Origin of the sequence: Neorhizobium sp. LMR1-1-1.1, from assembly GCF_040675795.1 — a bacterium.
Lineage (GTDB): Bacteria > Pseudomonadota > Alphaproteobacteria > Rhizobiales > Rhizobiaceae > Neorhizobium > Neorhizobium cellulosilyticum.
This window is the reverse complement of the sequence record NZ_JBEGHE010000035.1, coordinates 1-26361: the sequence shown is the minus strand read 5'-3', so window position 1 is coordinate 26361 and position 26361 is coordinate 1. Positions and strand designations below refer to the sequence as shown.

Genomic DNA, 26361 nt, shown 5'->3' with positions numbered 1-26361 from the left:
GATCACTCGGCGGTCGTCAACACGTTCAATTCCACGGGTATTGGTCGGCAGAAGTGGTGCGATGACAGCCCATTCTTCGTCGCTCAATTCGTGACGGCGCATGGCAATCTCCTTTCAAGGAGATTGATGGTGTGGAACGGCCCTTCGAACCCGCATCAAGGATGCGTATTGTGAAGACGCCAATCACCACACTATTGAAGGGACCGTTCCATGGAGAAGATTACCACAATCGGTTTTGATTTAGCCAAGTCGATCTTTCAGGTCCATGCCGTAACTGGAGAAGGGAAAGTAGCGGTTCGCCGTTCGTTGAGGCGTTCGCAGGTGCTTGATTTTTTCCGCTCCATCGAGCCTTGCCTCATAGGCATCGAGGCTTGCGGTACCGCCCACTATTGGGCGAACGCGATCGGAGAGTTCGGTCATACGGTTCGTCTGATGCCGCCTGCCTATGTGAAAGCCTACGTGAAAAGAAATAAGACGGACGCCGCAGATGCAGAGGCTATATGTGAGGCGGTGACACGACCGACAATGCGCTTTGTACCCGTCAAAACCGCGGAGGAACAAGCCGCCGGGATGGTTTTGAAGACGCGAGAGCTGCTTGTCCGTCAGCGCAGCCAGATGTCAAATGCCATGCGTTCTCACATGGCCGAACTAGGGATCATTGCCGCAACCGGGATGCCCAGCATCGCCAAGCTCGTCGTCATAGTACGCGACGAAGAAGATCATCGACTTCCCACTTCAGCTCGAGCGGCGCTTTTAGAAATGGGCGATCAAATTGATATCCTGACAGGAAGGATTGAAAAGCTCGATTGCAAGATTGTCGCCGCAGTGAAGGCTGATGATGCCGCGCGCCGTCTGACAACGATTCCCGGCGTCGGACCCATCATTGCAGCGACTGTCTGCGCTTCAGTTCCAGATCCCGCTGGCTTTCGGACCGGGCGTGATTTGGCGGCCTGGATCGGCATTACACCGCGGGCGAACTCCAGTGGAGGAAAAGAGCGGCTCGGTAAAATATCGAAACGTGGCAACAAGCAGTTGAGGACTTTGTTAGTCGTTGGCGCGACTTCAATCCTGAAGCAGGCTCGAAGAGGCGCGAAACTACCAGCCTGGATCGCCTCTGTGCTGGAGCGGAGGCCCTATAAGGTCGCTGCGGTAGCGCTGGCTAACAAGATAGCGCGTACAATATGGGCGCTTCTTGTCAAAGGAGGGACTTATCAGACCCCGGCAGTCATGATCAAGGCATAGACAGAATTCCCGGCGTTATGTGCCGGGATAGCGGCAAGGTACAACAGCGTGATGAACCAACGGAACGCAACCTCAATATCGATCAGACCGTGTGATTCAGGGCGCCGTGGAGCGCGTGAGATTGATTAGGCGATCGACATTGCGGACTTCATCGTGGCCAGCGGGCAATACCGCATCAACAGGCCGAACATATGAATGCACCGTCCAATGGTGAACTACGAGGAAAATACCTTGCTAACCGGGCCGTTCCACATATGAATCACACACCGCCGACAAGATGAACCCCGTTTATGGGGACGCGGCCTAGGTGACCACGGATGTACGTGGCGCTGGTTGGGGCGATCAGCGGAGGTCGGGCGAGGATTCGTTCCGGCCTTTTTGTTCTCTCTGATTGTTTGCGCACTAACTAATTTTGGAACCAGTACGTTTCCGGAGCATTATGTCCCGTATTAACGGAGACAATTATGCGAACAATTTCCAAGGTATTTTCTGCGGTCTCGCTTTCGGCGATCGTAACGCTGACCTCGTTTGCCCCGGCTGCGGCCCTACCACTTCCCACAGTTTCTGCCCCACAGGCTAGCAACGCTGAACAGGTCCAATACCGCGACCATCGCCGCTACTACCGGCATCATCGCGGTGATAGGCGGCACTATAGCCGACACCACCGCCGGTATGACCGTCACCACCACAGGCATCGTCGATCGAATGCAGGTGCGGTAATCGGTGGCCTGGCGGCTGGCGCCATCATCGGTGGTGCGATTGCCAACTCCGGCAATCGTTCGTACGGCAGCAGCCACGCGCAGTGGTGCGCTAATCGCTATCGTACCTACCGTGCATCGGACAACACGTATGTACCTCGCGCGGGCGTGCGTGCGCAGTGCCAGTCGCCTTACTGATTGATCGTGGCAGCGTGAAGAGAGGCGGCAGAGATGCCGCCTTTTTTCTTACTCCATGATGTAGCGAATGGGACTTGTCGACGCGGACTGCAAGCCAACGATCTGGTGATGTAGGTGACCAGTGATTCTACGGAGCAGCGATCTCCAGAGGATCGAGATTGCCCCACCCACAGGGGATGGCTCGCCGATATCCAAAAAACAAAGGTGTTGCAGACGCCGTTACGATAAAACGACCCGAATATCAGTTTTGCTCACGTAAATATCTGTTTTAATTGAGAAAATGGCGGACAAGGTGGGATTCGAACCCACGGTACGCTTTCACGCACACACGCGTTCCAGGCGTGCGCCTTAAACCACTCGGCCACCTGTCCTTCAGGATGTTCTGCGTCGCTGCCGACCCAAAAACGTTGGAACGGCGCGATATATACCGATGAATTTCGAGGGATCAACCGATATTTACAGAAATATCTCGAAAACTTGGCGTTTCCTCAAGAAAATGTTGGAAAAGAGTCAGCGGCGGAGCAATTTCCTTAAGGCCGGGGTTTGGAACCAGTAGGATCTATCCGACCGGCCTGCCTTAGAGCCCAGTTCGTCCGTTGGTCCAGTCCGCTATCGAATGCGAGCGAATCGGCATCGCGACGGTCCACCACTGCAGAAACATAGGCGCGGTTATCCCCCTTGCTCAGAATAGTGCGATGTCCAGTGACCGATTGATGTCCGTCTCAGCTTACTTGAAGACCAGACTGCGAAGGCAGCTGCACGAGAAGTGGCCGATAAATTTCATGGTTACCGGGACATGCGCATAATCGAGCTGGCGCTCAGTATCCGGAATCCCAAGAGACCTCATCGCTGGTATCTCTAAACCGCCGCTCACTTGCAGAATTCAGCGACGGCTGAGATGTCGCTAAGCGCCTCCTGCCAGCCCGTCGGGCGATAGCCCTTAACCTTCTCTGGCCACTCGCAGATCCCGTCGGCATTCACGTAGCCTATCCAATGTGCGTTCGTCAGGTGGTCGAACTTTAGGAAGACTAGCTTGTTGGCAGCTAACGAAGACACAGGTCGCCAAATCATCTCGAATCGCTCTTGTTCAATTACTGTAGAGAGGGGTATCTGCGCTGGCTTGCTTAAAGCTGGCAGGGCCAGGTGAGCCGATTGTCGGGGCCGTCTGCCCTGACATCAAAAAGCCCCGCTACAACTTCGTGGAAGTAGCGGGGCTTGTTACCCATCCCCGGAGCGGATGCAACAGGGTTTGGCGGCTATCGAACGGCGAGGGCAGGAGAAGGTTCCGTGGCATTATCGGATTGGCCTCACCTTCCGCTGATCAGACCATAGCTAACGATCATTAGCCAAATCCCAGCTATAAGCGCCGCGAAGGACGCCAGAGCGATTATTGCCCCTCGACCAAGCAAAGCTTTCTTTCTGCGCTCATACAACGGCTCACTCTTGTTCTGCAGGCCGGGGTCGTTCTCCAGTCTCGTCATTTTGGGGCTCTCCGTTCTCGCCAATAACAGCGAATAGACCCGAAGGTTCCGCGGGATATCTCTCGGTAGGGGGCGAAGACTGAAGGTAATTATTTATGCCGATTCGCATTCCCCTTGCAGCATTTCGTCGGAGGTTAACAGCGTGTTTTTTCATCACACGCGATGTTACGAAGCAGGACTTGAGCAGCGCACGGTGATTTTTGAATTTGATAGAGTGGAACATGCAAAAGCTGCGCACGACAGCCCGGCTTATCAGGATGCGATGGCGTTGCTCGAAGGTGTCGTAGAGCGAGACATCCGTATCGTCGAAGGTGTGTGACTTGAGGACAGCGTACCCGCCGCCCTGACATCAAAAGCCCCGCTGCGATGATGGCGCACCGGGGCCGAGGAAGACCTTGAGATGGACAAAACAGTGTTGGCGGGTGAAAAACCGGAAAGACAGAGAGAAGTTTTCGTGCGCACCGACATCCTCATTCGGAGCCTACCTTGGATCAGGAGCATCCTGTCTTCTGTCAGAGATCTCACTTAGACGTTCGAGGTTTGATCTCATCTCGTCCAGCCGCGTTTGGAGCAGCTTGGCCGCCTCAATGAAAGTCTTTTCGGCGCGCCGTAGCTCGTCCAAATTGTCGTTGGCAACGTTCATGACACTTTCGCAATGTTAACTGAATAAAAGGCGTGATGGCTTCCTCGCAGAATAACGAGGAAACTATGTTATCAATATCGAAACTTGTGCGAGGCGCTCGGACTGCCGCCCTGACATCGTGGGGTGCCCACGCCGCTTCGGTTGACGCAGCTGTAAAGCCAACTATTCCGCATTAGCGAAATCGGGGAGAGACAAGCCCCTCCCGCACCCCAAAGTTGATATAGTCAGATGGTAATAGCGAGGAAAGGTCCTATACCGTACCGAGCGAAGGCCACTCGTGTGGTTCCGAGAGGCCTGTGCCTCGACTGGAGGTCAAAGACGCGCAGTTGCGCCCACCGAATGGATTTTGTCTATCGGAACTGACGGCACACCACCGCCATGGCATCAGTCGGTGGTTTCAAAGACTACCTGTTGGTCTCGTCAGGGCCATCGCCTGCGCTAGTCTTCCGGTGTCCAACGTGAGCCTGACGTTTTGCGTCGCGGACTTTACTGATATGGCGAGATAATGCAGAGGACGACGCCTGATGTCTTTCGGATGACGGCGCCATATTGAGTTCGGTTTTCCACCGCTCCAAACGAGCCGCGATAGTCTTATCCATTTCGGTACCTTTCAGCATGTCAGGCGAACGTCTTGTTATTTTATATCCGAGACGGTTTTTAGTTCTTTTGTATGTCCCAGCCGGAGATATTACTCATAATCGAATATTGTGACAAGTTATCACCTAAATACTTGGGTGGGGCAATTTTTTAAACGATTAGTGAAGGAACTACTTGCATTTTTTTGGGTTGGTCTACCTTAGATAGTAAGCCGCTGTATCCCGCCTAGCTGCAGGACGGGTGTTCGTAAGTGAGGAAGCGGCGCTGCTAGGAGGAAAGACGTGATTTTGATGGAAGTGGAAAACCAACAAGATGCGGAAGATCATTTAGCGCCCACTGAAGCCGGTATTTTCACATGGGTTGTGGAGAGCAACCTCATTTTTGGAGATACCCTGGTGGCCTCGCTATTTGGGCTCGATCCCAGGCAAACCGTTAAAGGCCTTCCTTTCGAATCCTATTTCGCTCGCGTACATGAAGAAGATCGAGCTGAAACGAAGCGTCTGATTAAACAAGCTATTCTCGACGGCCAATCATATCATGCAGAGCACCGGCTGATGAACGCTTCAGGTGCCTATAGATGGTCGGTTGCTATGGGACGTTGTTTCCAGAACGAGAATTCGATGCCGCTATTTTTCTCCGGCATAGTCTATCCCATCGATCAACTGAGGGAACCTGGCCAGGAAGCACAGACTGATGGCTCCCAGATGCCACCCTAACATCTTCTGCGCGCTTGGCGTGCCGTGATTGTCCCCCAGCCGTTCCGCTAAATGGTACGGTATTTGACAATCTCTGCGGAGGCAGCCTCGAATAGACCGTAGGCTCTTCGCCGGGGGTGAGGGCCATGCCAGCATTTACGGGAATTTCATGATGGCCGAACCCACCACCTTGACATCAAGAGGCTACGGGCCGGACTAAACACAGCCCGACCCGTTTAACTGTCCAAGAGGGGTAAATGACAGCACTCGAAGGATGGCCAAAATTACTTGCGCGAGGCTGCTCACCTCAAAGACCAATACCGATGGCCGTTATCATTAGACGGCTCTACGAACACGTGATCCAATATTTCGTCAGCATAAACGAACACAATATCGGGCTTCATTGGGCGTATCGGTAGCGGTACATTTTTTACGGGTGTCTTCGGGCGCTTCCGAAATGTCAGTCTCGGAGAACGAACACTATAGAGCCTTTTGCCTGCCATAATATGCCTCGCGATTGAACGAGGTACTATTTAGGTAATTATCTAGGTCGGCAAGAAACTATTCGGATAATGGTAAGCGTAGAAGGTTAATTCTGCTAATGCAGCTGGGACATCAAAAAGCCCCGCTACAACTTCGTGGAAGTAGCGGGGCTTGTTACCCAGCCCCGGAGCGGACGCAACAAGGGTTTGGCGGCTGTATAACTGCGAATTTCGTAAAAAGGTTCCGCTGTCCGCACCACCGCCCTGAGATCAGTGAACGGAGCCAGCATGAGAGGTCCGCCAGGCCCAGACGCTCCAGCCGGCACCTCGATACATGCCGCAAACAGAGTTTGATTGGAGCATCGCAGCTGCTTCCATAGCCTCAGCATACACATCGACATTATCCACGATTTGCTCGATAAGTTCTTCGATGTCGATATCCCTGATAAATGAAAGGGTCGGGCTCTCGAAGCCAGCGTGAATAATTTCGCTCATTTCCACAATCTGTTGCCTCAATATCAACTGGGTGCCTGCACCGCTTCGGTTGATGCAGCACCATGTCAATGCCTAGAAAAACTATAGTCGGAAGGAGACTAGCCTCCATCGCACCCAGACCATCGATATAGTCGTCATGCTTCCTGGAGAAAAGAGTACGAGACCGTACACGCAAATTGCCCCTCGGGTGGTTCCGAGGGGCTAGAATGACTGCAAGTCAGGGGCGCGCTAAAAGCGCCATACAACCATGAAATCACACAAATTGACGTTTGTCCATTCTCGGGGATCGTACAACGGGGACCTCTCTGTCATTAGAGTATGCCACCGGGACATCAGCCGTCATCCTTCGACTGGTTTGCGAAAGCCAGCAATTTGGTTGCGACGTCCCGCGCAGCTTCTTCGGTGATGGCAACTGCGAATTGGCGCTTGTCGGTCAGTAAGTGCAGGATGCCGACCGGCGGCGACGCGTGAATAGTTTCGACAGCACACTGCATGAGAAATTCGGGCTCTTTTTGCAACATCAGCAGTCTCCTCGTTACCGTCGTAGCCTTCGCAAAGCAGCCGCCCGTCATCGAGCGGGCGGCAACCCGTTCGCCTCGCGCATCCGATCCTACCAATCTTCGACCGCATTCGCGGCTTGCCAGTGCTCTGGCCCCCATCCTCGATACGGCCTGGTGATGCGACGCGTGAAGCCGCCTTTCCCATGAGCGACGCCTGACCACATGAATTCGTTCTTGCTGGTGTGTGTCGTCAGCTCTCGCATGATGCGGCCGATTTAGTTTGAGCCGTCATAGCCGCTACAGTTCTGATGGCCTTCGCCCGGCCAGGCGATGCGCCAATCGTATTTTTCAGTCCATATCACCGGAGAATGTCGGCGATCTCGGCTGCAGCTAACCGTGCCTCACCATGCCGAGGCAGGCCCCGATAGATGGGCGGCTGATGCTCGGCGCAATACCAAAGTGTGATGGCTCTGCTTTCCTCGAAGCCGTAACAGCCCCACTTTTTGCAGCCGTCATGGCAGCAGTAGTGTTCGACGATTACTGAGTCGGTGCGGGTGGTTCTGGTTTCGTCGCTCATCCTCGCGCCTCTATGAGAAGCCTGGCGTTCAGCAGGCAAGGGAAAGATGCGTAGCAGCGATCAGTTCCTGCGTACTCACACCCATTTGCCAAGATCCTCCGAAGCTCGGAAAATTTCGTGTTGGCGCCGAACTTTTTGATAAGCGCCTTCCTTTCGAATTCCCCATAGCTGCCGCACCAATTGCACGACATGTCGATCTTGTCTGCGCGGTAGTCTTTGAGACGAGGAAGTGTCATTGCAGGTTAAGGCGCAGCTGTATGCCCTTCGGGACAGTAGGACGCTTTAGAGAGGCGATCTGAACGCGTTCGTAAACTTCACGCCTCTGCTTTTCCTGCTTCTCACGCAGCGCGCGCGATGCAGCAACGACAGCCAAGGCTCGAGATACAACTTCATCGGTACGGTTCATCTGCACCTCCATAATGTTCACTTTATGTTCTCATATAGAATGCAAAAAGTCAATGGTGATTCGCACTGAGGGAGGAGGGTGTCGCGAGAGCTTGAGTTCGAGAGGGGACTTAAACTCTGTCAGGGGACGGGGGACGGCTCTCGCGACGTCGATATAACGAAGCTGGCACGCGTTGGTTCCTTGTGAAGTGGCCAGAGCTGCACAAAGCGCGCTCCGGCCACACTCGTCCCCACGAGAACGCGACAGCATGTTACGAACGAGCCGCCTCCATTACAAGCGCCCTCTGCCTAATCGCGGAGGGCGCTTCTTCCGTTTCGACAGAAGGGAAGGAGCAGGCCAAACGTGAGCGTGCCGAAGACAGGATCAAGTTCTGTGCGGTCTTATGCGAGGAGGGGTAGGACGCGCGGGGGCGCAGGGCAGGGTCGTCGGGCTTGATAGACCGGCCGGATTTGTCTTTGAGGAGAGGCCCGCCTCGCCAAGCCTAGCAGTAGGTGATGGTTTCACCGATGGCGAGAGTTTTGCGAACTTTCGTCAGCCTGTTTGATGAGCGAGGTCATGGCTGTTCATCGAAGACTTCAGTTGTCCGAGGGATGATGCTGCGCTGCGCGGCACGATGTTCGGCGCCGGCAAAGAAGGCGAGCTGCACATCCTCGCGCAGCCAACCCATCTCGGGTTCAAGTGGCTGCGCGGATCGCGCGTAGATGAGGGAGGCTTCGTGTAAGTGGATCGAACCAATTTCAAAACCATCAATACGAACAAATCGGCTCGGGAAAGCCGATCAATGACCCATTCATGTGGTGGCCGGGCAGGGTGCGCCCAAGCGGTTTGTAGCCGCAGTTACAAGCTAGCGGCAGATTAGTGGCAGCAGTCGCTGTGGACGCCATTCTTAGCTGGCGTCTGGCAAACGAAAATCACCGTGACACAGAGCGGGGAATTTTCGCTTGCCGAATTGAAGGGCTCGAGACGAAGCAGCATATTATAGCACTTCCACGCCAGAGACGGCGCTCTACCAATTAGGCGTAGCGAGCTCGCATGCGGACACCCTCGTGGCCACCTACTTCGACGACCTCGTTGGCACTAACCCGTACCGCAACCTAGAGCGCATGCTTAATCAGATGACGAGGTACATCGAAGAGACAAGCGGCGTTACGAGGAGGTGGGCCCTACTTTATTATTCCGATCCCCGAACCGACGGATACGAATTTGGGGAGGCCAGTCAATGAACGGGACCGACAAACTCCAAGCGACCGTACGAACCCTCGGCATCAAGATCCGCATCATGTCCGCCCTTACCCCCCCACGCCAAGGAAGCAGGAAGCGACAACGAGATCGAGATCTGGCAGGCCTATCGTGTATCGGAGGCGTCTGAAGAACGGCCGGCCCTGGTCCACCAGCAACTGCCTTGTAAGCAGTAGGCGCAATTCAGTACCAAGGCTTCAGCAACCTTGGCCCACCGACACCACCGGCAAGGAAGCCGGCCCTTCACGAGGGGCGGCTTTCTCGCGTCTAAGGATCAAGTACGACGCGGCGGCAGAATGATGGGTTCGTTACCGTCTCGGTCGTTGCTGCGATAGTTTCGGTACTCCCGAGTTTCCGATCGACGACGGTCGTTGCGATCCCAATCGCGGCGGTCACGGTGATCATCCCGTCGCGTCTCCCGGTGGCGGTCCCAATCGCGCCTGTCATGATGTCGGCGATCCCAATCCCTACCGGGCCGGTCAGCGCGATAAACATACGATGGTCTGTCGTAGCGATTGTAGCCTCTGTCGTACGTTGAATAACCGCTCTCGCTGACGCAGCCTACGAGAGTGAGGCAGGCCATTGCCGCTGCGGTGAGCGTAGATAACTTCTTGAACATCTGGGTGAGCCTCCATCCGATTAGCAAGGAACGGGCACGGCTCCGGAACGTTCCTTCCGAGGCCGAAATGGGTCGCGCTAAAATATGAGCGCCTTATCTATAAGGCAACGCTCGCTCGCCGGTGACCACGGATGTACTGGCACTGGCTGAGGCGATCGAAAGGTGTGCCGGCCCTTTTATCCGTCGCTGACGATCATGACTGCGCTCAAAGAGGCCAATCAAGTCGGTTATCTGCAACCGACCACGCTGGTCTCCTATGATGCGGATCTCGAACATGTATTCGACTGTCGGGACCACACGGCCGGTCGGACGCAAGGCATGGATGCGGCGGCACTCGCGGATCCGACCTTGCGTTACCAGATGAAGTCTGCTGGAGAGACAAGAAAGCAGACCTTCGGGCGTCGGCTTGCCGCTGACGGTTATTGCGGGCTGATCGTGAAGAGCTACGCACCCGCCGCAACCGCCGATGATCTCAATCTCGTCCTTTGGAACTGGAGCAACGGCCAGTCGCCTGATCCTTATCGGCGACGAACACAGACTGTCGCTATAGCGGACGGAGGACACCACTTGTCTCGACAGGGAGTGCCGATCCCATCTACCAACCCCGCCGGAGGCGATTGCTTGGAGGCGTGATCATTCGACCTCTGCGGACTGCAGGCGGTTTCCGGGCGGCGGCGCCACCAGTCGCCATATGGCTGGCGATGAACGCCACGACCGCATTACCGCGGAAGTCATTTTCCAATTGCGCTGCAGCGAAAACCCGTCACGCCGCTGACCAGGACCACTCTGGAGAGCCGGCAGAGATGTCGCCGTTTGCCAGATGCTTGGCCATTTCCGCCCAGATTGCGTCCTTCGTAAAGCTCGTCAAATCGCCACTTGCTTCGGTCACTCGCATGTTTCGATATTTGTGCAATAGCGTTGAAATGCCACCGGCTGTATCGACCTCCAGAATGGGATCCGCAGCTGCGGGTAGAAAGACACGATGGCCCCACTGTCCTGGTCGCTCATCCTGCCTTAGCGCATCCAGTAGCTCATAGTCTCCGTACCGCGTCACACTTAAAGCGGTGAGGTAACGCATAAGCGGGAGGTAGACTGTTTGCCGGCATCCACCGAGCGCGCGAACACCAGGAAGTATCGAAAGCACGAGAAATGCCGTGAACAGGCTTGGAAGCAGTTTCCGATCGCGGAGCGCCGCAGCGATTGCAGAAGGTGTGAATTCGATGTCGGGATGGCAAGCACTGCCGCTGCGCAGATAGCCGGCGTACAGCCGTAAGGGCACGACGCTATCTCTCTCCACCAGCCAGAAATGATCTGTCGTCCTCTTGATCCATCCTCGCCAAGGACCAGCATTGAGCCGGTCGATATCTGCAGAAATCTTTTCAGCTTCACCTCCAGAAACGAAGCATTTCGCCATCCATGATCCGGTATCATCCAGGTGATCGGCGATGAGCTCGGCAACATCGAAATCGTCTAGCTGAAGCAGCTTCAGGGGTGTGCCCATCCGCTTCTGCCACAATATCTGGTTTGCGCATTTGATAGCTTCGGCTGCGGAGCCGAAGGAGAAAGAGGGAAGGTCGTCCAGCAGTTGCCGGGACGCCTGGGTCGGCGTTTTCTTACCTTCCGAGTTCGTCAGCGCGAAACGATATGGGCCGTTTGGGCAGCAGATGCTGCGTCCATCCATTCGACTACGGGGCAGGCCGAAGAGATTGAGCGGCTCTCCATCGATCCTAAGCCAGCCGGGCCCCTTCTTGGCCGATTCCTTGAATGACATCGTCGTGCCGAAATAGGTGATGTGCCATTCTCTAGGATGAGCGGCCAAGCCGAGCAGGCTGAACAGATGCGTATAAAACGCATCCGGCTCGAAAAGCAGCAAGCAATGGGGCCCCGTCTGTATGACCGGAGATTGGAGCAACTCACGGCCAGCAGCTGCGGTTTCGTCTGTATCGTAGCCTGCTTTGAGCGCGGCCCGCTCGGTGACAGCACGCAGGAGCGTCATCGCATGGTTTCGCACGCAGCTCGTTGACTGCGGTCTATCCAATCGGTAGGCCGCCGCGGCATAGGCGGCGATCGGTTGGTTCCAGAAGGGCTCAATGGATGGCATCAGAGCCGTGAGCGCGAACCGGATTTCGGCAGCGCCACTATAGTGCATGATAGACGCAGACATGCTCGCCCCGCCAATGTTCAGTAAACGAATGGCCGGCGTGGTTCGAATGCGACCATTGGGCTTGGAGATCGCCAATTGAGCTCCGATGCGACCGCATCTGCATCGGTGTCAACCAGCACGATCGGCAGCGGATGATGGCAAAAGGCGGGAGGAATTGCAGGCTTGAGCATCAGCGAAACAAATTCGACGATGGTCGCTCGGGCGTTGGACGAGATGATGGTGTAGAAATTTCCGCTGTTCCAGGTGATTGCGGAGTAACGGAAAAACGAGGCAAGCGCCGCGCCCGTCGCCTGCATGTCGACCTGAAGATCGTGCATCGTATCAAGCACCTCGTCCTGCTTGTTAGCGATGCTGCTCGGGGTGAAGAAACGCGGTTTGAAGAGCTCGTCCTTCTGGCGCTCGCGATCGAGATAGATGTCGACATCATTGTGAGCCAGTTTCTCAATCTGGACCAACAATCCACCCGGTTTGATACGCGGGACAATGAAGTCGAGTTGCCTCAGACGGTCGCTATCATACATCTGGAACGTCGTGTCTTCGAGAAGCACGTCGAAACCGTCACGAAATGGGCGAAGCTCTGGATCCGTATCATAGCGATCTTCGGTGAGATCGAAGAAAGGTCCATGGAAAAAATGGGCGTGTTCGCTTCCCCGGTTTGCAGAGAAAGCATCTCGGTTTGCAGAGGTTGGGCTGCAGCAAAGCGCCTCGATACGACCGTCTCCCAGGGTAGAAAGCGTGCGTGCGAGACAACCCGTGCCGGTTCCGAGCGTATAGAGTTTAGATGGGGCCCCGGATCGCGCCCATTTCCTCAAGGCCAGCGACAGAAGTGAAGATCCAATACGGCATTCCTCCTCGAGCCGGAAAGGTATGCTCGCAAAGTAATGACTGTCGAACGCACCCCATAGTCGCCGGTGGGTAGATGCGAAAACCGTGCAATCGAGGTCGAAGTCCAGCAAGCTGAGGTCCACATCCGGCTCTCTCCGATCAGGTGCGCCGCCTTTTCCGCTCGCTGTCCGTTCGAAAAAACCCGCAAGCGTTGTCAATCGGGGGGCGTTTCGCCATTTATCGATCACGTGTTTTTCAACCATGGCCGCATCCTTCCGTTTGCGCGGTTAGAGAACCTCCCTGGCTTGTTGACTTTGCCCGCACGCAGCGTGGCGTCTCCCAATGACAATTTGTGACCTCTGACGACAACTTCAGCAATCTATCGTTTTCGCCAGATTGACTAAGGTGCCAGAATATCGCGTGCGCGGACGATTTATCCAACCAGATAGAAGTCACGCATCATTCGTGGGGAAGGCTCTAAAGAGTAGGCGACTGCAGCCTGGGCGTGAGACGCCAGTACGATCTTCTGCGCATGTCCCGGATTCTTATCGTCTCGCTACGCCAACATATCTACTGGCCTTTGCTGCCGGCATGGAACAGGCGACGGCCTCTCCAGTTGCATGTGTCGCGCAGAAGAACGATATCGTCTCCGAAATGTCCCCGATCTTCTGAGTCCTCACCAAGTGATTTCTTGCATTTATCGCGCACGCAAGCGCACGTCCGGAAAGTCGGTCATAGACCTTCCTGGAAATCGGGTCTGCAATTGGATTTTATCACCGGGGCAACCCTGTCATTTCACCCACCCGATGCCATGTTTGGAGACTGCCTTCGATTCGAAGATGGCTAAATCCCGATAGATTGGCCGCCGCGCGATCGGGCCTGCGCGCAGTGTAACGAGCAAGGCCGATCCAGGAAGATGAAGAGTATCGGAGAAATCAGCATAGCGACGTTCGCAGGACGTGATTTCGGGAATTCTCGCCGTGCAGGAGCGGGAAATAGGGTAGCCGCAGGAGCCTCAACATAGTGGTCAGAAGGGAGGCGGGATCGACTGCCCCCGATCCGGCACCCCGCATAACTGCCCCACCTCCCGTCGATGGCATCGTCACGCCGGAACCTGGTCCTGTCCTTGACCTAAGCGACTTCCAGCCCACGCCAACCAAGTGTCCCGACATGGACACTATGGCGCAGGCAGCGAAAAAAATTTCAAGTGCCGAGAGCCCAGGCCCGCGTCTGCTGCTCCGGCCGCGGCGCGCGACATCAGGCGCAGCCGCACTTTCGGATCTCCCCATCGCGAGACTTGGCCGGCAGTGTCCGTTTCACCCGATTGCTTGCGGCGTGACGTCAGGCCCAGTAGGCTCCCACGGAGGTTGCGTTTCGAAAGCGTGACGGGTCGTCGATGGTATGGCGGCTTCGCCACCGCTGCGACCTCAGGCGCGTGAAGCTCTGAGACGTCCACGGTTCTCGAATTGCATGAAGGCCGGTTTCGAGGTTCCAACGAAGTATGTGTAGGTAAGATATCTTCGTTCCCATGAAAATCGATTACGCATTACCGTGGTGTCTTTGCCAAAACCTCCGCCACTCGTCTCAACGCGTCGCTTCCATCAGGCCTGCCGACCATGACAGGTATCGACGCTATCCCGCCTGGAGACACTGAGATGCGGAACCGATTGGCTCGCATCCCATATCCCCTGATTCCGTATCACCAACTCATTTGCAAAAGTTCGCCTGATGGAGCGCAAGCGAAGAACCCCGCTGTCGGTCCATATGCGTGGGTCGTTGCTAGCGCAAATGCTGGGCGAGCGCCTTCCTCGGGTGAGTGCCCGGCTTTGTTGCCTGTCATATCGGTCGATGTGAGGCCGGGGTCTACTGCGTTGACTTTTATCCCTTCCCGATCCAGCTCCTTCGCGAGCTTGACGGTCAACATGTTCAGCGCAGTCTTAGAGGCGCAGTATCCGGCATAGCCAACCGTCCATGTTTCGCTGCGCATGTCCAAGGCGTCCGTCAATGAACTCAGGCCGCTGCTCATCATTACGATCCGGGCCGCCTTCGAATTGCGCAGCATCGGCAAGAAAGCTTGAGTGACGCGCATGACGCCGAATACATTGGTGTTGAACATCCGCTGCATCTCGTCAAGTGACTCTTCGGCAAGCGAGGGCGGCGGACCAAACATGAGCCCGGCATTGTTGACCAAAACATCCAGATGCCCCACTTTGCTTTCGATGGTTTTGGCAGCGTTGGAAACGCTTGTATTGTCTGTGACATCAAGTTGCACAGCATGAGCGTCTATTCCGCTATCTCGCAGGTCGCTAGCTGCCGTCTCACCTCGTGAAATGTCTCGGCATCCCAGCCAGACCGTGTGTCCGGCTGTGCCAAGCTGCCGCGCGATGGCGAGGCCAATACCCTTGTTTGCTCCTGTGATGAGTGCAGTGGGCGATGTGTTGGTCATGATGACGTCCCTGATCGTTTCGATCTCGGAGAGATACTACGAAGTTCGTAATATTCAAACGCCGTATTTTTCGATTTGCTGGGTAAGCCGCAAGAATTCGGTTTGATCAACGGGATCGAGAGCCTGAAGCATTGCTTTGCAAGAGGCTCGATATCCATCGAGATAGCCTGCAACCGCTTGCTGTCCATTGATTGTGATGGTCAGAGCCACCGACCTACGGTTCGCCTCTGGCCGTTGTCGGTCAATCATACCCCGACGTACCAGTCGGTCGGCTGAAGACGACATTGTCGTCAGAGCGACTTGAAGGTGCCGGGCAACATCCCCCAAATTACACTCGGGATGTTCATCAATGAATAGAAGCGCCTGAATGTCGAGTGCGTTGAGCGAGTTTTGCATGACTGCCGCTGCCTCCGCGACCTTGAAACGACGGGTAAATCGCTCAAAGGCAGTAGCGAGTTTTTCGATTTGATCGGGCGTAGGTTCTGTCATTCCCGGTATTAAACATTTCTGCTCGGAGGACGTAAGACGTATACCCCAGAAATAGGTATTCCTTGAATTTATGCGATGAACGCTTGGGGCGCAAAGCTGCCGAAACCGCCGACCTAAGCCGGCCATTCCGAAGAGGAACGTAGTTTATTTACCAGTACGACAGTGTTCGCACCCGTAACGAGGTTGTCGAGAAGATGAAGCTTAAGCCGAGCGTTACGACGATCATCGCTCGCGACATCGGTTCGTGAGGAGCGATGTCCTCATTAACGAGGACTGTCTCGATTGCTCCGTCGTCGCTCGACGGCTATTTGCATAACCAACGGTTATGCCGGCAATTACCCCATAAGCTATAGCGTCGTTTGCTCGGTTGTGTTGTTTCTCTCCAGAAACCAGCGCCGCTCCGGCGCTTGTCAACCAGCAGCGAATATTTGCAGATGCAGCCAGACACCATGACATTATCGCGCCGCGCTTTCATGATCGGCTCGTTATCGGCTGCCACGTCCGGATGCGCGACAAGCACTCCGCCCGTGGCGCAACCGGTAACGGCGACGCAGCTCGAACCTTTCCCGAATCTTGGAACGCCCGACGCGGAGCTTGAGGCACGTTATGCGGCATTCGAAGACGGCGGGCATATAGTGCCGGCCATTCCCTATCGGCAGATGGATCCAAAATATTACCGACAGCAGGTTGTCGATCCGACGGGTGAGAAAGCCGGGACGGTCGTGGTCGATACCCCCAACCGTTTTCTCTATCTGGTCGAAGAGGGCGGGACTGCCATGCGCTACGGGGTTGGTATCGGTCGTCAGGGATTTTCCTGGCAGGGAGATGGTATCATCCACTGGAGGCAGCATTGGCCGCGTTGGAAGCCGCCATCAGAGATGATTGCGCGTCAGCCGGAACTAGACCGATATTCTGTCGCCAACGGCGGCATGGATCCCGGAGTTACGAACCCGCTTGGCGCACGTGCGCTCTATATTTTCCAGAACGGCCAGGACACGCTCTATCGTTTGCATGGCAGCCCGGAATGGCAATCGATTGGCAAGAGCGTGTCATCGGGATGCGTGCGCCTGACCAGTCACGATATCGTCGATCTTTACCAGCGTATCCCTTATCACGCGCGCATCGTCGTGCATCAGGCGCCGACCTTCGGCTGAGACCCCGCGGCATTGCGACGCTGCCTCCTTTCGCGGCGAGGCGTCCGCGGAAGGAGGCAGCGCGGTGCAACGCCGGATTAAAAAGCCATATTGGTGTTTATCCTTGCACTACGAACGAGTACACCTTGATCGGAGGGCAGACCGTTTGCAATGTCAATCGCGGGAGATGTGTCGTGGATATTGCCGCAGCCCTGAAGGCTTTTGTGCGCACGGTGGAGCGTGGATCGGTGACCGCCGCCGCGCGTGATCTCAAGCTGTCGCAGCCGGGCGTTACCAAACACCTCCGAAATCTCGAACGGCATGTCGGTGCACGATTACTGGAACGTTCATCGCGCATCGTAAGGCCGACCTCGCAGGGGCAGGCGCTTTATGATGCAAGCCGTGAAGCGCTGCTCACAATAGATGCAGCGCTTGAAGGCGTCAGACAGGATATGGGAAAGGTGGAAGGCCACCTGCGGATCCATGCGCCGTCCTGTATCGGCACGAAGCACCTGCATGGCATCGTGATGGCATTCCAACGTCGGTATCCGGCGGTGACCGCAGACGTTATCCTCGAAAACAGAGACGCCGATCTCATTTACGAGAATTTCGATGTGGCCATAAAATATGGTCGGCCCGTCAATCAAGAACTCATCATCAGGCGGCTTGGATCAATCCGCCGGATTATTGTCGCTGCTCCGAGCTTCCTCGCTCGGCATGGACCTGTCGACACCATAGAACGCCTGTCGCAGGTGAGCATGGTTGCCAGTTCGAGATCACTGACTTTGCAAGATACGCTGATGCTTTTCCACCGCGACGGAGAAGCAGTCGAGATTCCGATCCATCCGATCATCCGTACGAACAGCGCGGCCGTCATCGCGTCGACGCTGATGGAAGGACACGCGGCTGGGGCGGTACAGCAACTCATGGTAAACGAGGAGCTTGCCCAGGGTCGTCTCGTGCGCCTTCTGCCGGAATACGAGGTGAAGCCTACGGAAGCATTTCTCGCCTATCCATCCCTTCGGTTCATGAGCCCCGTCGTTCGGGCATTCAGCGAATTTACGGTAGCGGAGCTGCGGTCGATAGACGGTATTTTCGAGAGGCCTTCACGGGACGATCTGGCGGATGCGGAACTTGTCCAGACACTCGCGCCCATAGCAGAGTAATGCACGAGATTGGTGGGGGTGAACCCCTACACGCCGTTTCGCGTACCGTGACGAAGATGGTCAATCAGTGCTCGAAATGCGGAAGAGGTTCTGCGACGGCTGGGATAATAGAGGCTGAAACCCGGAAGATCAGTGACCCAGTCAGCGAGTACCTCTTGAATGCGGCCAGAATCAAGATCGGCTGCGACCTGAGATCGAAATAGAAAGCCAAGTCCCAGTCCGTCGATGACGGCTGCGCGGATAGCGTCGCCATCGTCGAACACGAGCGCACCATCGGTTTTATATTCGATCTTGCTTTTGCCCTTGGCGAGAGGCCAGCGATACAGCCTCGTCGATGTCAAAAGGCGATAGGAAATGCATCGGTGACCCGCCAGGTCGTCAGGGCTCATGGGGATGGGACGCTCCGAAAAATATGCGGGCGATCCGGCAATGACGACGCGGCTCGATGCAGTCAGGGGAAGTGCCACCATATCCTTTTCGATCAGCGTGCCGAAACGAATACCGCCATCGAAGCCCTGCGCAACGATGTCGTTCAATCCCTCGTTGGTGGAAATTTCGACGGACACATCCGGATAGCGTTCATAGAAACTCCTGAGCTTTGGTCGGACAATGGTTTCAAAAGCGACGGGTATCATCGTCAGACGGACCGTCCCCGTTACCGATGCGCGCATGTCTTGCAGTTTCAGCAATTCCTCGCCGATATCCCGCAATGCAGGACCGAGCGTTTCGAGCAGCCGTCGGCCTGCATCGGTCGGGGCGACGCTGCGGGTGGTCCGTGCAAGCAGGGCAACCCCGATTTTCTGCTCGAGCTGGACGATGGCGTAGCTCAGGGAGGACTGCTTGACGCCAAGCTCGGCCGCCGCATCGGTAAAGCTGCCATGGCGCGCAACCGCCTCGAATACGGCAAGGTCGCGCAGAACGAAGCGATCCATTTATCGATCCTCTCTATAAACCCTAGCGATTCCTGGCATCTAATCCAGAGCTGCGGACTGGTCTATGGTCAAGGGGTTTTTAAGGAGGCTTCTCAATGAAAATGGCAAAAATAATCCTGGCCGCCATGCTGGCCGGTTCTCTAGCTGGTCCGGCAATGGCCGACGCCACCAATGTCGTGCTTGTTCACGGCGCGACGATGGACGGTTCGGGATGGAGAGCGGTCTACGACATTTTGCGAGCCCGGGGTTTGAAGGTGAGCGTGGTCCAGTTGCCGCATACCAGCCTTGTCGACGACATCGACGCCACGCGCCTTGTGCTCCGCCAACAGCAGGGTTCGACCGTTCTCGTGGGCCATAGCTACGGCGGAGCCGTGATCACCGAGGCGGGATCCGAAGCAAACGTGAAGGCACTGGTTTATGTCGCGGCGCTCCAGCCTGACGGGGGCGAAACGCTTTCGGAGCTGTCGAAGCGCTATCCGATGAAGATCGACATGAAAATGATGGGCAATAACAGGTTCGTTCCCGATCCCGCGTCCTACCACGATACGATCGCCGCGGACCTGCCACGAAGCCTGACGGACTTCATGTCTGCTTCGTCGACACCGATGCCGGTCGCAGTCTTCGAGGCAAATTTCGGCCATGCGGCCTGGCGAGACAAGCCGAGCTTTGCGATCGTGGCGACGGAAGACAAGGTCATTCCGCCGGATCTGGCGCGCTGGATGTACCAACGCTCTGGCGCGAAAACGGCGGACATCGCGTCCAGTCACATGGTCTATATGTCTCATCCGGAAGAGACGGCCGCAGTGATCGTGCAGGCGATCGAGGCGGTAAAATAGACCCAACGTGGCGCAGCCGCATTGCAGAGGCAGAAAAATCATGAAAGCAGCGGTCTACGATACCCCGGGCGCTCCCAGCGTTCTGAGATACATCGATATTGCCGATCCGGTATCAGGCCCCGACGAGGTGCTGATTTCTGTGGAAGCGATCTCCATCGAGGGAGGCGATCTGATCAACCGGCGCTTGACGCCGCCGCCTCAAGCGTCTTGGGTCCCTGGTTACGCCGCTTCAGGCATGATCGTCGCGGTTGGGGCAAAGGTGGAGGGACGCAAAGTCGGCGACAGGGTTGCTGCCTTCGACATGCATGGCTCGCATGCCGAACTCTGGGTGGTGCCTGCCGTCCGGACCTGGCTGATACCGGATGGCGTGGATGCAGCTGATGCAGCGGGGTTGCCAATTTCTTTTGGAACGGCGTACCATTGCCTCTTTACCAGAGGCGGGCTGCAACACGGCGAAACCGTCCTGGTCCAGGCAGCCGCCGGCGGCGTTGGCCTTGCCGCCGTCCAGCTCGCAGCCCAGGCCGGCGCAAGGGTGATCGCCGTTGCAAGCGGAGAGACGCGCGCAAGCCGGTTGCGCTCTCTCGGGGCCGCTCATGTTATTGATCGTCTGTCGCATGACGTTGCCGATGCTGTCCGCCGGATCACCGACGGCACGGGTGTCGATCTCGTTGTCGATCCGGTCGGCACGACGCTGCCGGCATCCATTTCCGCCCTCGCGGTGGAAGGCCGGGTTGTGTTCGTCGGAAACGCGGGCGGGGGCGGCCTTTCAGTCGATCTGTGGGCCCCGATGCAGTCCAACCAGACACTCCTTGGCGTATTCATGGGGCCTCTTTTCGAAAGGCCCGATGTTCACTCGATGGTAGACGAATTGTTTGCAGCGCTGGCCGCGGGGCGTATTCTGGTCGTGATCGATCGGACTTTCTCGCTCTCGGAGGCCGCCGCTGCGCATGATTTCGCTGAAACCGCAAAGCCGCTGGGCCGCATAATCATGAGGCCGTGATCCGGATTCGAAACTCCTGCCAAAAGATCGGAATCCATGCGGCCTTGCTGGTGCCGTAAAGGGGCGTAGATTTTAACGCGTGTCCCGAGAGACGCCTGGTATCGCCTTGAGATGCAGCTGTAGTAGCCAAGCCGGAATATGCCGCACATGGAGCTGAGATGGGGAGCCGGAATATTGCGGGAATTGCTTTTATTGTCACTGGGAATGGCCGTCACCCTGTCTTCGGCATCTGCAATGGCTGGAAGTGAACAGGAGGTTCGCTCCGGCGAACTCCGCGGCACTTTGACAATGCCGGAGGGCTCCGACTCTGTTCCTGCCGTTCTGATATTGGCGGGATCGGGACCCGTAGATCGGGATGGAAACCTCCCCAATGCCCGCAATGACAGCCTGAAACTCCTGGCACAGGGCCTTGCCGCCTATGGCATCGCTTCATTGCGGACGGACAAGCGCGGCATTGGAGGCAGTAAGAGTGCCGCCACACGCGAAGAGGATTTGCGCTTTGGCACCTACGTGAGCGATGCGGTCGATTGGCTGGATTTTCTCCGCACGCAAAATCGAGTGACGCGGGTTATCGTCCTCGGGCATAGCGAAGGCGCCCTTGTCGCCACCCTCGCCGCGCAGCGAACAAGCGTATCCGGTTCCGTAATGGTCGCCGGCGCGGGAGAGCCTGCGGCAGCGATCATCGAGCGTCAACTCGCGGCAGCGGGCGTTCCTTCCGGCCTGCAGATTGCATCACGCCGGATCACTGAAAGCTTGTTGAAAGGAAACGCAATCACGGACGTGCCACCCGAACTCCAGGCCATCTACCGCCCGAGCGCGCAGCAGTATCTGATGTCGTGGCTGCCGATCGATCCTGCCAAGGAATTGTCCAAGCTTTCAGTCCCGATCCTCGTCGTACAGGGCACGTCCGATCTCCAGATTTCGATAGATGATGCGAAGCGCCTTGTGGCGGCCTCTCCTACCGCAAGTCTTGCTGTGGTCGAGGGCATGAACCACGTCCTGAAGTCCTCTTCGATGGAGCGGAAAGAGAACCTTCTTTCGTATAACGATCCTGAACGTCCTCTTGCCGATCGGCTGGTTCCGATAATTCTGGATTTCCTCGTTGCACCCTAACGGGTTGGCGCATTCTTTCTGTGGGAGATATGGCTGAGAGTAATCAAAGCCTGTGCCGGGCGCAGGGGATGGATTTGGACGGCAAGACTTATCATTACGCGCTTACATGTCCGGGCGGACGCTGTTGCCTGGCGCTTCAGGATTCCGCTTGAACAAACGAGTGTTCTTCCCTTTTCAGAGCTTCGAACATGGAGGCTAACTGTGCCGAGGTTTTACAGGGTCGCAAAAAGGTAGCGTACTGGCGCGGCGGATGGCCTGCGCCAATCTGTCATTGGTCTCGGCGACTGTCGGGATCTGCCCATATTTGACCGCAGCCCTGCTTACGGTCTCGTCGATGACACGCATGCCCGCAGCGACCGTCGCCGCGCAAAGCCGGACCTCGAAATCGGTTGGAGACATCTGCAACCTTGAGGCGATCACCTCGGCCAGCAATGTTTCCGTCATCCGCGTAGCCATGAAGAAGGGTTCGAGAAGCGCCGGCTCTTCTTCAAGCCGGGCGATGAGGTGGACGACGAGCCGGCCATCCTCGATTTCCTCCGCTTCTATCTTGCTGAAGTCGTAGGTGATCTCGAGGAAGCGCTCCACGGAGATATCAAGCGGCCAGTTCCGGAGCTTGGCCGCGAACCGCTGGGAGGTTAGTGCGAACAGCGGCTCGATACAGCTTTCCTTGGAACGAAAGTAACGCCACAGGGTGCGCTTCGATATGCCGGCCGCCTCCGCGATCTCGTCGCCGCTGGTGCCCGCCACACCCTTCTCCAGAAACAGGCGCGCAGCACTTCGTGCCACATCGATATGCGCGTCGCCCCGGACCGTTCTGCTCACCCTGATCTCCACATACGCTCGTCACACCGGCAATATGGCATGAAGCGCCAAATTTTTAAAGCTCGCTCCGTTGGTGCCATATAGAGAACCGCTCTTCAATTGATCATAGTAATGACACTAAGTGCCATTATGATTCTTTGCACAGGAACATTACGTTCCGTGTTCACCGTTTACGAGGAGCCTTCGATGAACCGATCCACCGCAGTCGCCGCCTGTCTCCTTGTCCAATTCAACAGCTTATCCGCCCACCTCTGGAGGATGGAATGTCGAACATTACCTACCCGACGACCAAGCGTATCGAGGTCACCGAACAGCATTTCGGCCAGGCTGTCGTCGATTCCTATCGCTGGCTTGAGAACGAAGCACCAAGCGATCAGGCGGTAAGCGCCTGGATCGAGGCCCAGAACAAGGTCACGCGAGGTTATCTCGATACGCTTCCCGGCCGCGACATCTTCGAAAAGCGGATGAAAGCTCTGTTCGAATACGAGCGCTATACTGTGCCGAGAAAGCGCGGTGATCAGTATTTCTTCACCCTGAACAGGGGACTCGAAAATCAACCGTCTCTCTATGTCCGGCACGGCGCGTTCGGTGACGCACGCCTGTTGATCGATCCCAATGCGTGGACGGAAGACAATGCCGATGCGATCGGCGAATGGAGCGTTTCCGATAACGGTCGCCATGTGGCCTTCAGCGTGCAGAAGGGCGGCACCGACTGGCGAGCCATCAAGGTTCTGGATGTCGAAAGCGGCGAAGAGCTGGGAGACACAGTCGAATGGGCGAGGTTCACGCGCATCACGTGGGCTCCCGACGGCACTGGCTTTTTCTATTCCCGTATGCCGAAGCCGGAGCAAGGTGCGAGCGGCGCGGCCATCGCCAACCATGCCGTCTATTTTCACAGGCTCGGCACCTCGCAAAACGATGATCGTCTGATCTATGCCACGCCCGATCGCCCCGGACTGTTGCATGTCGCCGACCGCGCGGAGCGCGGACGCTATCTTGCCATTTCCTCGACGCCGGGTACGAACGAGAACGCGCTGACCATTGTCGACCTTTCTTCGAAGGATTGGAAAGCGCGAATGATCATGCCGGATATGGCGGCGGAATGGTCCGTCATCGGCAATGACGGCAGCAAGCTCGTCCTTGTCACGACAGATGGCGCAGAACGTCGGCGCGTCGTTTCGCTTGATGTGACGGAGGACGATCCGAAGCCTCAGGAAATCGTGGCCGAAGATTCCGACAACGCAGTCTTGAACGATGCAGCCCTGCTCGGAAACAAGCTGTTCATCGGATATCTGGTCGACGCCAAGACGGAGATCCGCCGCTTCGGTATGACCGGTTCCCCTGAAGGGACGGTCGCCCTGCCGGGCATCGGTACTGCTGGCGGCTTTCAGGGCCATCCGGGTGATAAGGAAGCCTTCTTCGGCTTCACCGGTTTCGATGCGCCGGCTGCGATCTATCGGTACGACACGCAATCCAACACTGTCACTCCATGGGCGGAACCGAAGGCGCCGATCGATGCGGACAAGATCGCTGTGGAACAGCGGTTCTATCGTTCCAGGGACGGCACGGAAGTGCCGCTGTTTCTGGTCCGCCGCAAGGACGTGACGACACCAGCGCCGACCCTGCTTTACGGCTATGGCGGTTTCGGCATCTCGCAGGTTCCCTACTACAATCCTATCCAGCTTGCCTGGGTGGAGCAGGGCGGGGTGCTGGCGATCGCCAATATCCGCGGTGGCGGCGAATATGGCCGGGCATGGCATCGCGCCGGGCAGCTCGAAGAGAAGCAGAGCGCGTTCGACGATTTCATCGCCGCAGGCGAGTTTCTGAAAAGGGTCGGGATCATTTCGCCGAAGGGGCTTGCCATCCAGGGTGAGTCGAATGGCGGCCTGCTGGTGGGCGCCGTCACCAATCAGCGGCCCGATCTCTTCGACGTGGCGTTGCCTGGCGTCGGCGTTCTCGACATGTTGCGCTTCGACAAATTTACCGCCGGCGGTTTCTGGATCAGCGAATTCGGCAGCCCGTCCGAGGAAAAGCATTTTCGCAACCTGATGACCTATTCGCCCTATCACACGATCCGGCAGGGCACGGATTATCCGGCAATTTTGGCAACGACGGCCGATGCCGACGACCGTGTCGTGCCGGCGCACACGTTCAAGTACGTCGCCGCTCTCCAGGCAGCCGACCTCGGTTCGAAACCGCGGCTTGTTCGCATCGAGACGCGGGCCGGGCATGGCGCCGGCATGCCGCTTGCCAAGACTATCGCTCAGCATGCCGACATGTGGGCGTTTGCCGCTCACTGGACCGGCCTGGATCTCATTGGGCCGAAATGAAACGATGCAAAGGATGAACGAGATGATGAAGACAAACCGTACCGCGCGGGCCAGGAAGGCCGCATTCGCCACTGGCGGCGGCTTTCTGATTGCCCTTACCTTGGCCGGATGCACCACAGCCGGAGAGGATCGCTACGGCGACAGGCGCAGGTGCTACGACTATGGCTCCCGGCATCAAAATGGTTGCATGTATAGGCAGCAGCATCGTCGCGACCGGGAGCAGTTGATCAACCAGGAGAAGGCCCTGATCAACGCACAGCAGGCCCGCGAAAACCTGAGAATGCTCCGGGAGATCCGAAGATGGCGCGGCGAAGAGTGACCCTGCCTTCAAGCCTGTGCCATTGACAGTATGAAAAAACGTCCGATGACCCGGAAATTCCCTTTCACAGCCGCCCAACAACGCACAAACGAAACCCTGCAGAGAACCGGGCGAATCATGATGTCCGCGGTTCTGAATGCTATCGAGGCAGCGACGAACGATGCGAAGGACGAACTTCTGGGCGCCGGATTCCGTGGGAGAGTGCCATCATCGGTATCAGCCATGTTTTGATTCCGGTAGAGGTGATTCCACCCAAGGCGGAAATGATTTGTGCAGAGGCTAAATAAGACCTCGCCAGTTTTCGCATTGGCCAGTGTTTCGACCGGCCCGGTATCCCGCGATATCTTGCTGGGAAAACGATTGTTAATCAGCACATTTGTAAAACCGTACGCGGGTCGACGGTTCATATCCCTTCAAGACCTGGATGCCAAGCCGGCCAGATCCTTCAGGCCGCGATGCTTGGACATGGCAGTCTCCAGTGCCGATCGGGTATCATGTCCCTCTCGAAATAGGGTGATGATGATTGCTGCGGCGAGCTCAGCTTCTGGGCTGTCCTTGAGAACGCGGTTCGCAACAATCCAATCGTCGAACGCCTCCTCGATGAACTGCAACTCAGTCGGGCCGAATGGCCTTTCCAGAAACGCACGCATAGCCTTCCCCTTCTTTGCGGCGCCGATATGGGAAATCGGGCGTGCTGGGTCGAGACCGAATTTCAGTCGATCAATGAGAAGAAACTTTACGGCTCCGCTGGCATCTCACGCTGATTTCATTGCGGAAAGGCCTTGCAGAGCCGTGCTTGCGCCATAAATCTGCCAGCGACAGATCGGGAACGAGGCGCGGTCACGCAATGGAAATGTAAAGCGGGTACCAATGCGGAGCGAAGCGGGGAAGACTTTCAAAGGGACGGATGAGAT

General features: G+C 56.6%; 23 protein-coding genes, 1 tRNA gene and 2 pseudogenes. 12 read left to right on the top strand and 14 right to left on the bottom strand.

The window, feature by feature from the left end; translation table 11 throughout:
• Nucleotides 1–102 (bottom strand): annotated as a pseudogene (locus MRBLMR1_RS20430) (IS5/IS1182 family transposase); the annotation flags it as partial.
• A 108-nt stretch (nucleotides 103–210) separates the two neighbouring features.
• On the opposite strand from MRBLMR1_RS20430, the gene MRBLMR1_RS20425 reads away from it, so the two are divergent.
• Both MRBLMR1_RS20425 and MRBLMR1_RS20420 read left to right on the top strand, forming a co-directional pair.
• On the top strand, nucleotides 211–1242 hold the full coding sequence (locus MRBLMR1_RS20425; RefSeq protein ID WP_500065935.1) for an IS110 family RNA-guided transposase: 1032 nt from the start codon (nucleotides 211–213) through the stop codon (nucleotides 1240–1242).
• Nucleotides 1243–1706: 464 nt separating this feature from the next.
• A complete protein-coding gene (locus tag MRBLMR1_RS20420; RefSeq protein ID WP_148144915.1) occupies nucleotides 1707–2138 on the top strand; it encodes a BA14K family protein in 432 nt (143 codons plus the stop codon).
• Between the two features lie 281 nt (nucleotides 2139–2419).
• Here the strand turns inward: MRBLMR1_RS20420 and MRBLMR1_RS20415 are convergent.
• A tRNA-Ser gene (locus MRBLMR1_RS20415) sits at nucleotides 2420–2509 on the bottom strand.
• A 1252-nt stretch (nucleotides 2510–3761) separates the two neighbouring features.
• On the opposite strand from MRBLMR1_RS20415, the gene MRBLMR1_RS20410 reads away from it, so the two are divergent.
• Nucleotides 3762–3938 (top strand): DUF1330 domain-containing protein, encoded by a 177-nt coding sequence (locus MRBLMR1_RS20410; RefSeq protein ID WP_148144917.1) that lies wholly within the window; start codon nucleotides 3762–3764, stop codon nucleotides 3936–3938.
• A 1211-nt stretch (nucleotides 3939–5149) separates the two neighbouring features.
• Nucleotides 5150–5575 carry a PAS domain-containing protein gene (locus MRBLMR1_RS20405; RefSeq protein WP_286194948.1) on the top strand — a complete coding sequence of 142 codons (426 nt, stop codon included), beginning with the start codon at nucleotides 5150–5152 and terminating at the stop codon, nucleotides 5573–5575.
• 731 nt (nucleotides 5576–6306) lie between these two features.
• Here MRBLMR1_RS20405 and MRBLMR1_RS20400 read toward each other — a convergent pair.
• The 4 genes from MRBLMR1_RS20400 to MRBLMR1_RS20385 all read right to left on the bottom strand — a co-directional run bounded on the left by MRBLMR1_RS20400 (nucleotide 6307) and on the right by MRBLMR1_RS20385 (nucleotide 8014).
• On the bottom strand, nucleotides 6307–6531 hold the full coding sequence (locus MRBLMR1_RS20400) for a hypothetical protein (protein WP_500065933.1): 225 nt from the start codon (nucleotides 6529–6531) through the stop codon (nucleotides 6307–6309).
• 332 nt (nucleotides 6532–6863) lie between these two features.
• A complete protein-coding gene (locus tag MRBLMR1_RS20395) occupies nucleotides 6864–7052 on the bottom strand; it encodes a hypothetical protein (RefSeq protein ID WP_148144920.1) in 189 nt (62 codons plus the stop codon).
• A gap of 337 nt (nucleotides 7053–7389) precedes the next feature.
• On the bottom strand, nucleotides 7390–7608 hold the full coding sequence (locus MRBLMR1_RS20390) for an EsV-1-7 cysteine-rich motif-containing protein (protein WP_148144921.1): 219 nt from the start codon (nucleotides 7606–7608) through the stop codon (nucleotides 7390–7392).
• A 232-nt stretch (nucleotides 7609–7840) separates the two neighbouring features.
• Nucleotides 7841–8014: a hypothetical protein gene (locus MRBLMR1_RS20385; RefSeq protein WP_183687967.1), complete on the bottom strand. Its 174-nt coding sequence runs from the start codon at nucleotides 8012–8014 to the stop codon at nucleotides 7841–7843.
• A gap of 2020 nt (nucleotides 8015–10034) precedes the next feature.
• Here MRBLMR1_RS20385 and MRBLMR1_RS20380 point away from each other — a divergent pair.
• Nucleotides 10035–10505 (top strand): RES family NAD+ phosphorylase, encoded by a 471-nt coding sequence (locus MRBLMR1_RS20380; protein ID WP_500065930.1) that lies wholly within the window; start codon nucleotides 10035–10037, stop codon nucleotides 10503–10505.
• 130 nt (nucleotides 10506–10635) lie between these two features.
• Here the strand turns inward: MRBLMR1_RS20380 and MRBLMR1_RS20375 are convergent, their stop codons facing one another.
• The 5 genes and pseudogenes from MRBLMR1_RS20375 to MRBLMR1_RS20355 all read right to left on the bottom strand — a co-directional run bounded on the left by MRBLMR1_RS20375 (nucleotide 10636) and on the right by MRBLMR1_RS20355 (nucleotide 15796).
• Entirely contained in the window at nucleotides 10636–12111 is a 1476-nt protein-coding gene (locus MRBLMR1_RS20375) for a hypothetical protein (RefSeq protein WP_500065928.1), read from the bottom strand.
• Entirely contained in the window at nucleotides 12054–13124 is a 1071-nt protein-coding gene (locus MRBLMR1_RS20370) for a class I SAM-dependent methyltransferase (RefSeq protein ID WP_148144926.1), read from the bottom strand. Before MRBLMR1_RS20370 ends, MRBLMR1_RS20375 begins: the two co-directional genes overlap by 58 nt.
• 983 nt (nucleotides 13125–14107) lie before the next feature.
• Nucleotides 14108–14268: pseudogene (locus tag MRBLMR1_RS20365) on the bottom strand (transposase); the annotation flags it as partial.
• A gap of 292 nt (nucleotides 14269–14560) precedes the next feature.
• Nucleotides 14561–15307 carry an SDR family oxidoreductase gene (locus tag MRBLMR1_RS20360; RefSeq protein WP_148144927.1) on the bottom strand — a complete coding sequence of 249 codons (747 nt, stop codon included), beginning with the start codon at nucleotides 15305–15307 and terminating at the stop codon, nucleotides 14561–14563.
• 54 nt (nucleotides 15308–15361) lie between these two features.
• Nucleotides 15362–15796, bottom strand: coding sequence for a MarR family winged helix-turn-helix transcriptional regulator (locus MRBLMR1_RS20355; RefSeq protein WP_206827346.1), 435 nt, complete (start codon nucleotides 15794–15796; stop codon nucleotides 15362–15364).
• A 434-nt stretch (nucleotides 15797–16230) separates the two neighbouring features.
• On the opposite strand from MRBLMR1_RS20355, the gene MRBLMR1_RS20350 reads away from it, so the two are divergent.
• Both MRBLMR1_RS20350 and MRBLMR1_RS20345 read left to right on the top strand, forming a co-directional pair.
• On the top strand, nucleotides 16231–16950 hold the full coding sequence (locus tag MRBLMR1_RS20350; protein WP_500065925.1) for a L,D-transpeptidase: 720 nt from the start codon (nucleotides 16231–16233) through the stop codon (nucleotides 16948–16950).
• A 173-nt stretch (nucleotides 16951–17123) separates the two neighbouring features.
• Entirely contained in the window at nucleotides 17124–18095 is a 972-nt protein-coding gene (locus MRBLMR1_RS20345; protein ID WP_148144930.1) for a LysR family transcriptional regulator, read from the top strand.
• A gap of 26 nt (nucleotides 18096–18121) precedes the next feature.
• Here the strand turns inward: MRBLMR1_RS20345 and MRBLMR1_RS20340 are convergent, their stop codons facing one another.
• Nucleotides 18122–19027 (bottom strand): LysR family transcriptional regulator, encoded by a 906-nt coding sequence (locus MRBLMR1_RS20340; RefSeq protein WP_148144931.1) that lies wholly within the window; start codon nucleotides 19025–19027, stop codon nucleotides 18122–18124.
• A gap of 95 nt (nucleotides 19028–19122) precedes the next feature.
• On the opposite strand from MRBLMR1_RS20340, the gene MRBLMR1_RS20335 reads away from it, so the two are divergent.
• The 3 genes from MRBLMR1_RS20335 (at nucleotide 19123) to MRBLMR1_RS20325 (ending at nucleotide 21976) form a co-directional block, all read left to right on the top strand.
• On the top strand, nucleotides 19123–19863 hold the full coding sequence (locus MRBLMR1_RS20335; RefSeq protein WP_183688020.1) for an alpha/beta hydrolase: 741 nt from the start codon (nucleotides 19123–19125) through the stop codon (nucleotides 19861–19863).
• A 40-nt stretch (nucleotides 19864–19903) separates the two neighbouring features.
• Nucleotides 19904–20863 (top strand): quinone oxidoreductase family protein, encoded by a 960-nt coding sequence (locus MRBLMR1_RS20330; RefSeq protein ID WP_500065922.1) that lies wholly within the window; start codon nucleotides 19904–19906, stop codon nucleotides 20861–20863.
• Nucleotides 20864–21097: 234 nt separating this feature from the next.
• Nucleotides 21098–21976 (top strand): alpha/beta hydrolase, encoded by an 879-nt coding sequence (locus tag MRBLMR1_RS20325; RefSeq protein WP_500065920.1) that lies wholly within the window; start codon nucleotides 21098–21100, stop codon nucleotides 21974–21976.
• A 195-nt stretch (nucleotides 21977–22171) separates the two neighbouring features.
• Here MRBLMR1_RS20325 and MRBLMR1_RS20320 read toward each other — a convergent pair whose 3' ends face one another.
• A complete protein-coding gene (locus MRBLMR1_RS20320) occupies nucleotides 22172–22798 on the bottom strand; it encodes a TetR/AcrR family transcriptional regulator (RefSeq protein WP_183688022.1) in 627 nt (208 codons plus the stop codon).
• A 263-nt stretch (nucleotides 22799–23061) separates the two neighbouring features.
• On the opposite strand from MRBLMR1_RS20320, the gene MRBLMR1_RS20315 reads away from it, so the two are divergent.
• Both MRBLMR1_RS20315 and MRBLMR1_RS20310 read left to right on the top strand, forming a co-directional pair.
• Nucleotides 23062–25128 carry a prolyl oligopeptidase family serine peptidase gene (locus tag MRBLMR1_RS20315; RefSeq protein WP_183688024.1) on the top strand — a complete coding sequence of 689 codons (2067 nt, stop codon included), beginning with the start codon at nucleotides 23062–23064 and terminating at the stop codon, nucleotides 25126–25128.
• A 22-nt stretch (nucleotides 25129–25150) separates the two neighbouring features.
• Nucleotides 25151–25447 carry a hypothetical protein gene (locus tag MRBLMR1_RS20310; protein ID WP_500065918.1) on the top strand — a complete coding sequence of 99 codons (297 nt, stop codon included), beginning with the start codon at nucleotides 25151–25153 and terminating at the stop codon, nucleotides 25445–25447.
• 413 nt (nucleotides 25448–25860) lie between these two features.
• Here MRBLMR1_RS20310 and MRBLMR1_RS20305 read toward each other — a convergent pair whose 3' ends face one another.
• Nucleotides 25861–26097, bottom strand: a complete 237-nt coding sequence (locus MRBLMR1_RS20305) for a hypothetical protein (protein WP_500065916.1) — start codon at nucleotides 26095–26097, stop codon at nucleotides 25861–25863.
• Nucleotides 26098–26361 lie beyond the last annotated feature (264 nt).

Bases quoted from the DNA above. Each gene is read 5' to 3' on its own strand.
- MRBLMR1_RS20425 (WP_500065935.1), top strand. From the start codon at position 211: ATGGAGAAGATTACCACAATCGGTTTTGATTTAGCCAAGTCGATCTTT.
- MRBLMR1_RS20420 (WP_148144915.1), top strand. From the start codon at position 1,707: ATGCGAACAATTTCCAAGGTATTTTCTGCGGTCTCGCTTTCGGCGATC.
- MRBLMR1_RS20405 (WP_286194948.1), top strand. From the start codon at position 5,150: ATGGAAGTGGAAAACCAACAAGATGCGGAAGATCATTTAGCGCCCACT.
- MRBLMR1_RS20400 (WP_500065933.1), bottom strand. From the start codon at position 6,531: ATGAGCGAAATTATTCACGCTGGCTTCGAGAGCCCGACCCTTTCATTT.
- MRBLMR1_RS20395 (WP_148144920.1), bottom strand. From the start codon at position 7,052: ATGTTGCAAAAAGAGCCCGAATTTCTCATGCAGTGTGCTGTCGAAACT.
- MRBLMR1_RS20390 (WP_148144921.1), bottom strand. From the start codon at position 7,608: ATGAGCGACGAAACCAGAACCACCCGCACCGACTCAGTAATCGTCGAA.
- MRBLMR1_RS20385 (WP_183687967.1), bottom strand. From the start codon at position 8,014: ATGAACCGTACCGATGAAGTTGTATCTCGAGCCTTGGCTGTCGTTGCT.
- MRBLMR1_RS20370 (WP_148144926.1), bottom strand. From the start codon at position 13,124: ATGGTTGAAAAACACGTGATCGATAAATGGCGAAACGCCCCCCGATTG.
- MRBLMR1_RS20360 (WP_148144927.1), bottom strand. From the start codon at position 15,307: ATGACCAACACATCGCCCACTGCACTCATCACAGGAGCAAACAAGGGT.
- MRBLMR1_RS20355 (WP_206827346.1), bottom strand. From the start codon at position 15,796: ATGACAGAACCTACGCCCGATCAAATCGAAAAACTCGCTACTGCCTTT.
- MRBLMR1_RS20350 (WP_500065925.1), top strand. From the start codon at position 16,231: ATGCAGCCAGACACCATGACATTATCGCGCCGCGCTTTCATGATCGGC.
- MRBLMR1_RS20340 (WP_148144931.1), bottom strand. From the start codon at position 19,027: ATGGATCGCTTCGTTCTGCGCGACCTTGCCGTATTCGAGGCGGTTGCG.
- MRBLMR1_RS20335 (WP_183688020.1), top strand. From the start codon at position 19,123: ATGAAAATGGCAAAAATAATCCTGGCCGCCATGCTGGCCGGTTCTCTA.
- MRBLMR1_RS20330 (WP_500065922.1), top strand. From the start codon at position 19,904: ATGAAAGCAGCGGTCTACGATACCCCGGGCGCTCCCAGCGTTCTGAGA.
- MRBLMR1_RS20325 (WP_500065920.1), top strand. From the start codon at position 21,098: ATGGCTGGAAGTGAACAGGAGGTTCGCTCCGGCGAACTCCGCGGCACT.
- MRBLMR1_RS20315 (WP_183688024.1), top strand. From the start codon at position 23,062: ATGTCGAACATTACCTACCCGACGACCAAGCGTATCGAGGTCACCGAA.
- MRBLMR1_RS20310 (WP_500065918.1), top strand. From the start codon at position 25,151: ATGATGAAGACAAACCGTACCGCGCGGGCCAGGAAGGCCGCATTCGCC.
- MRBLMR1_RS20305 (WP_500065916.1), bottom strand. From the start codon at position 26,097: ATGCGTGCGTTTCTGGAAAGGCCATTCGGCCCGACTGAGTTGCAGTTC.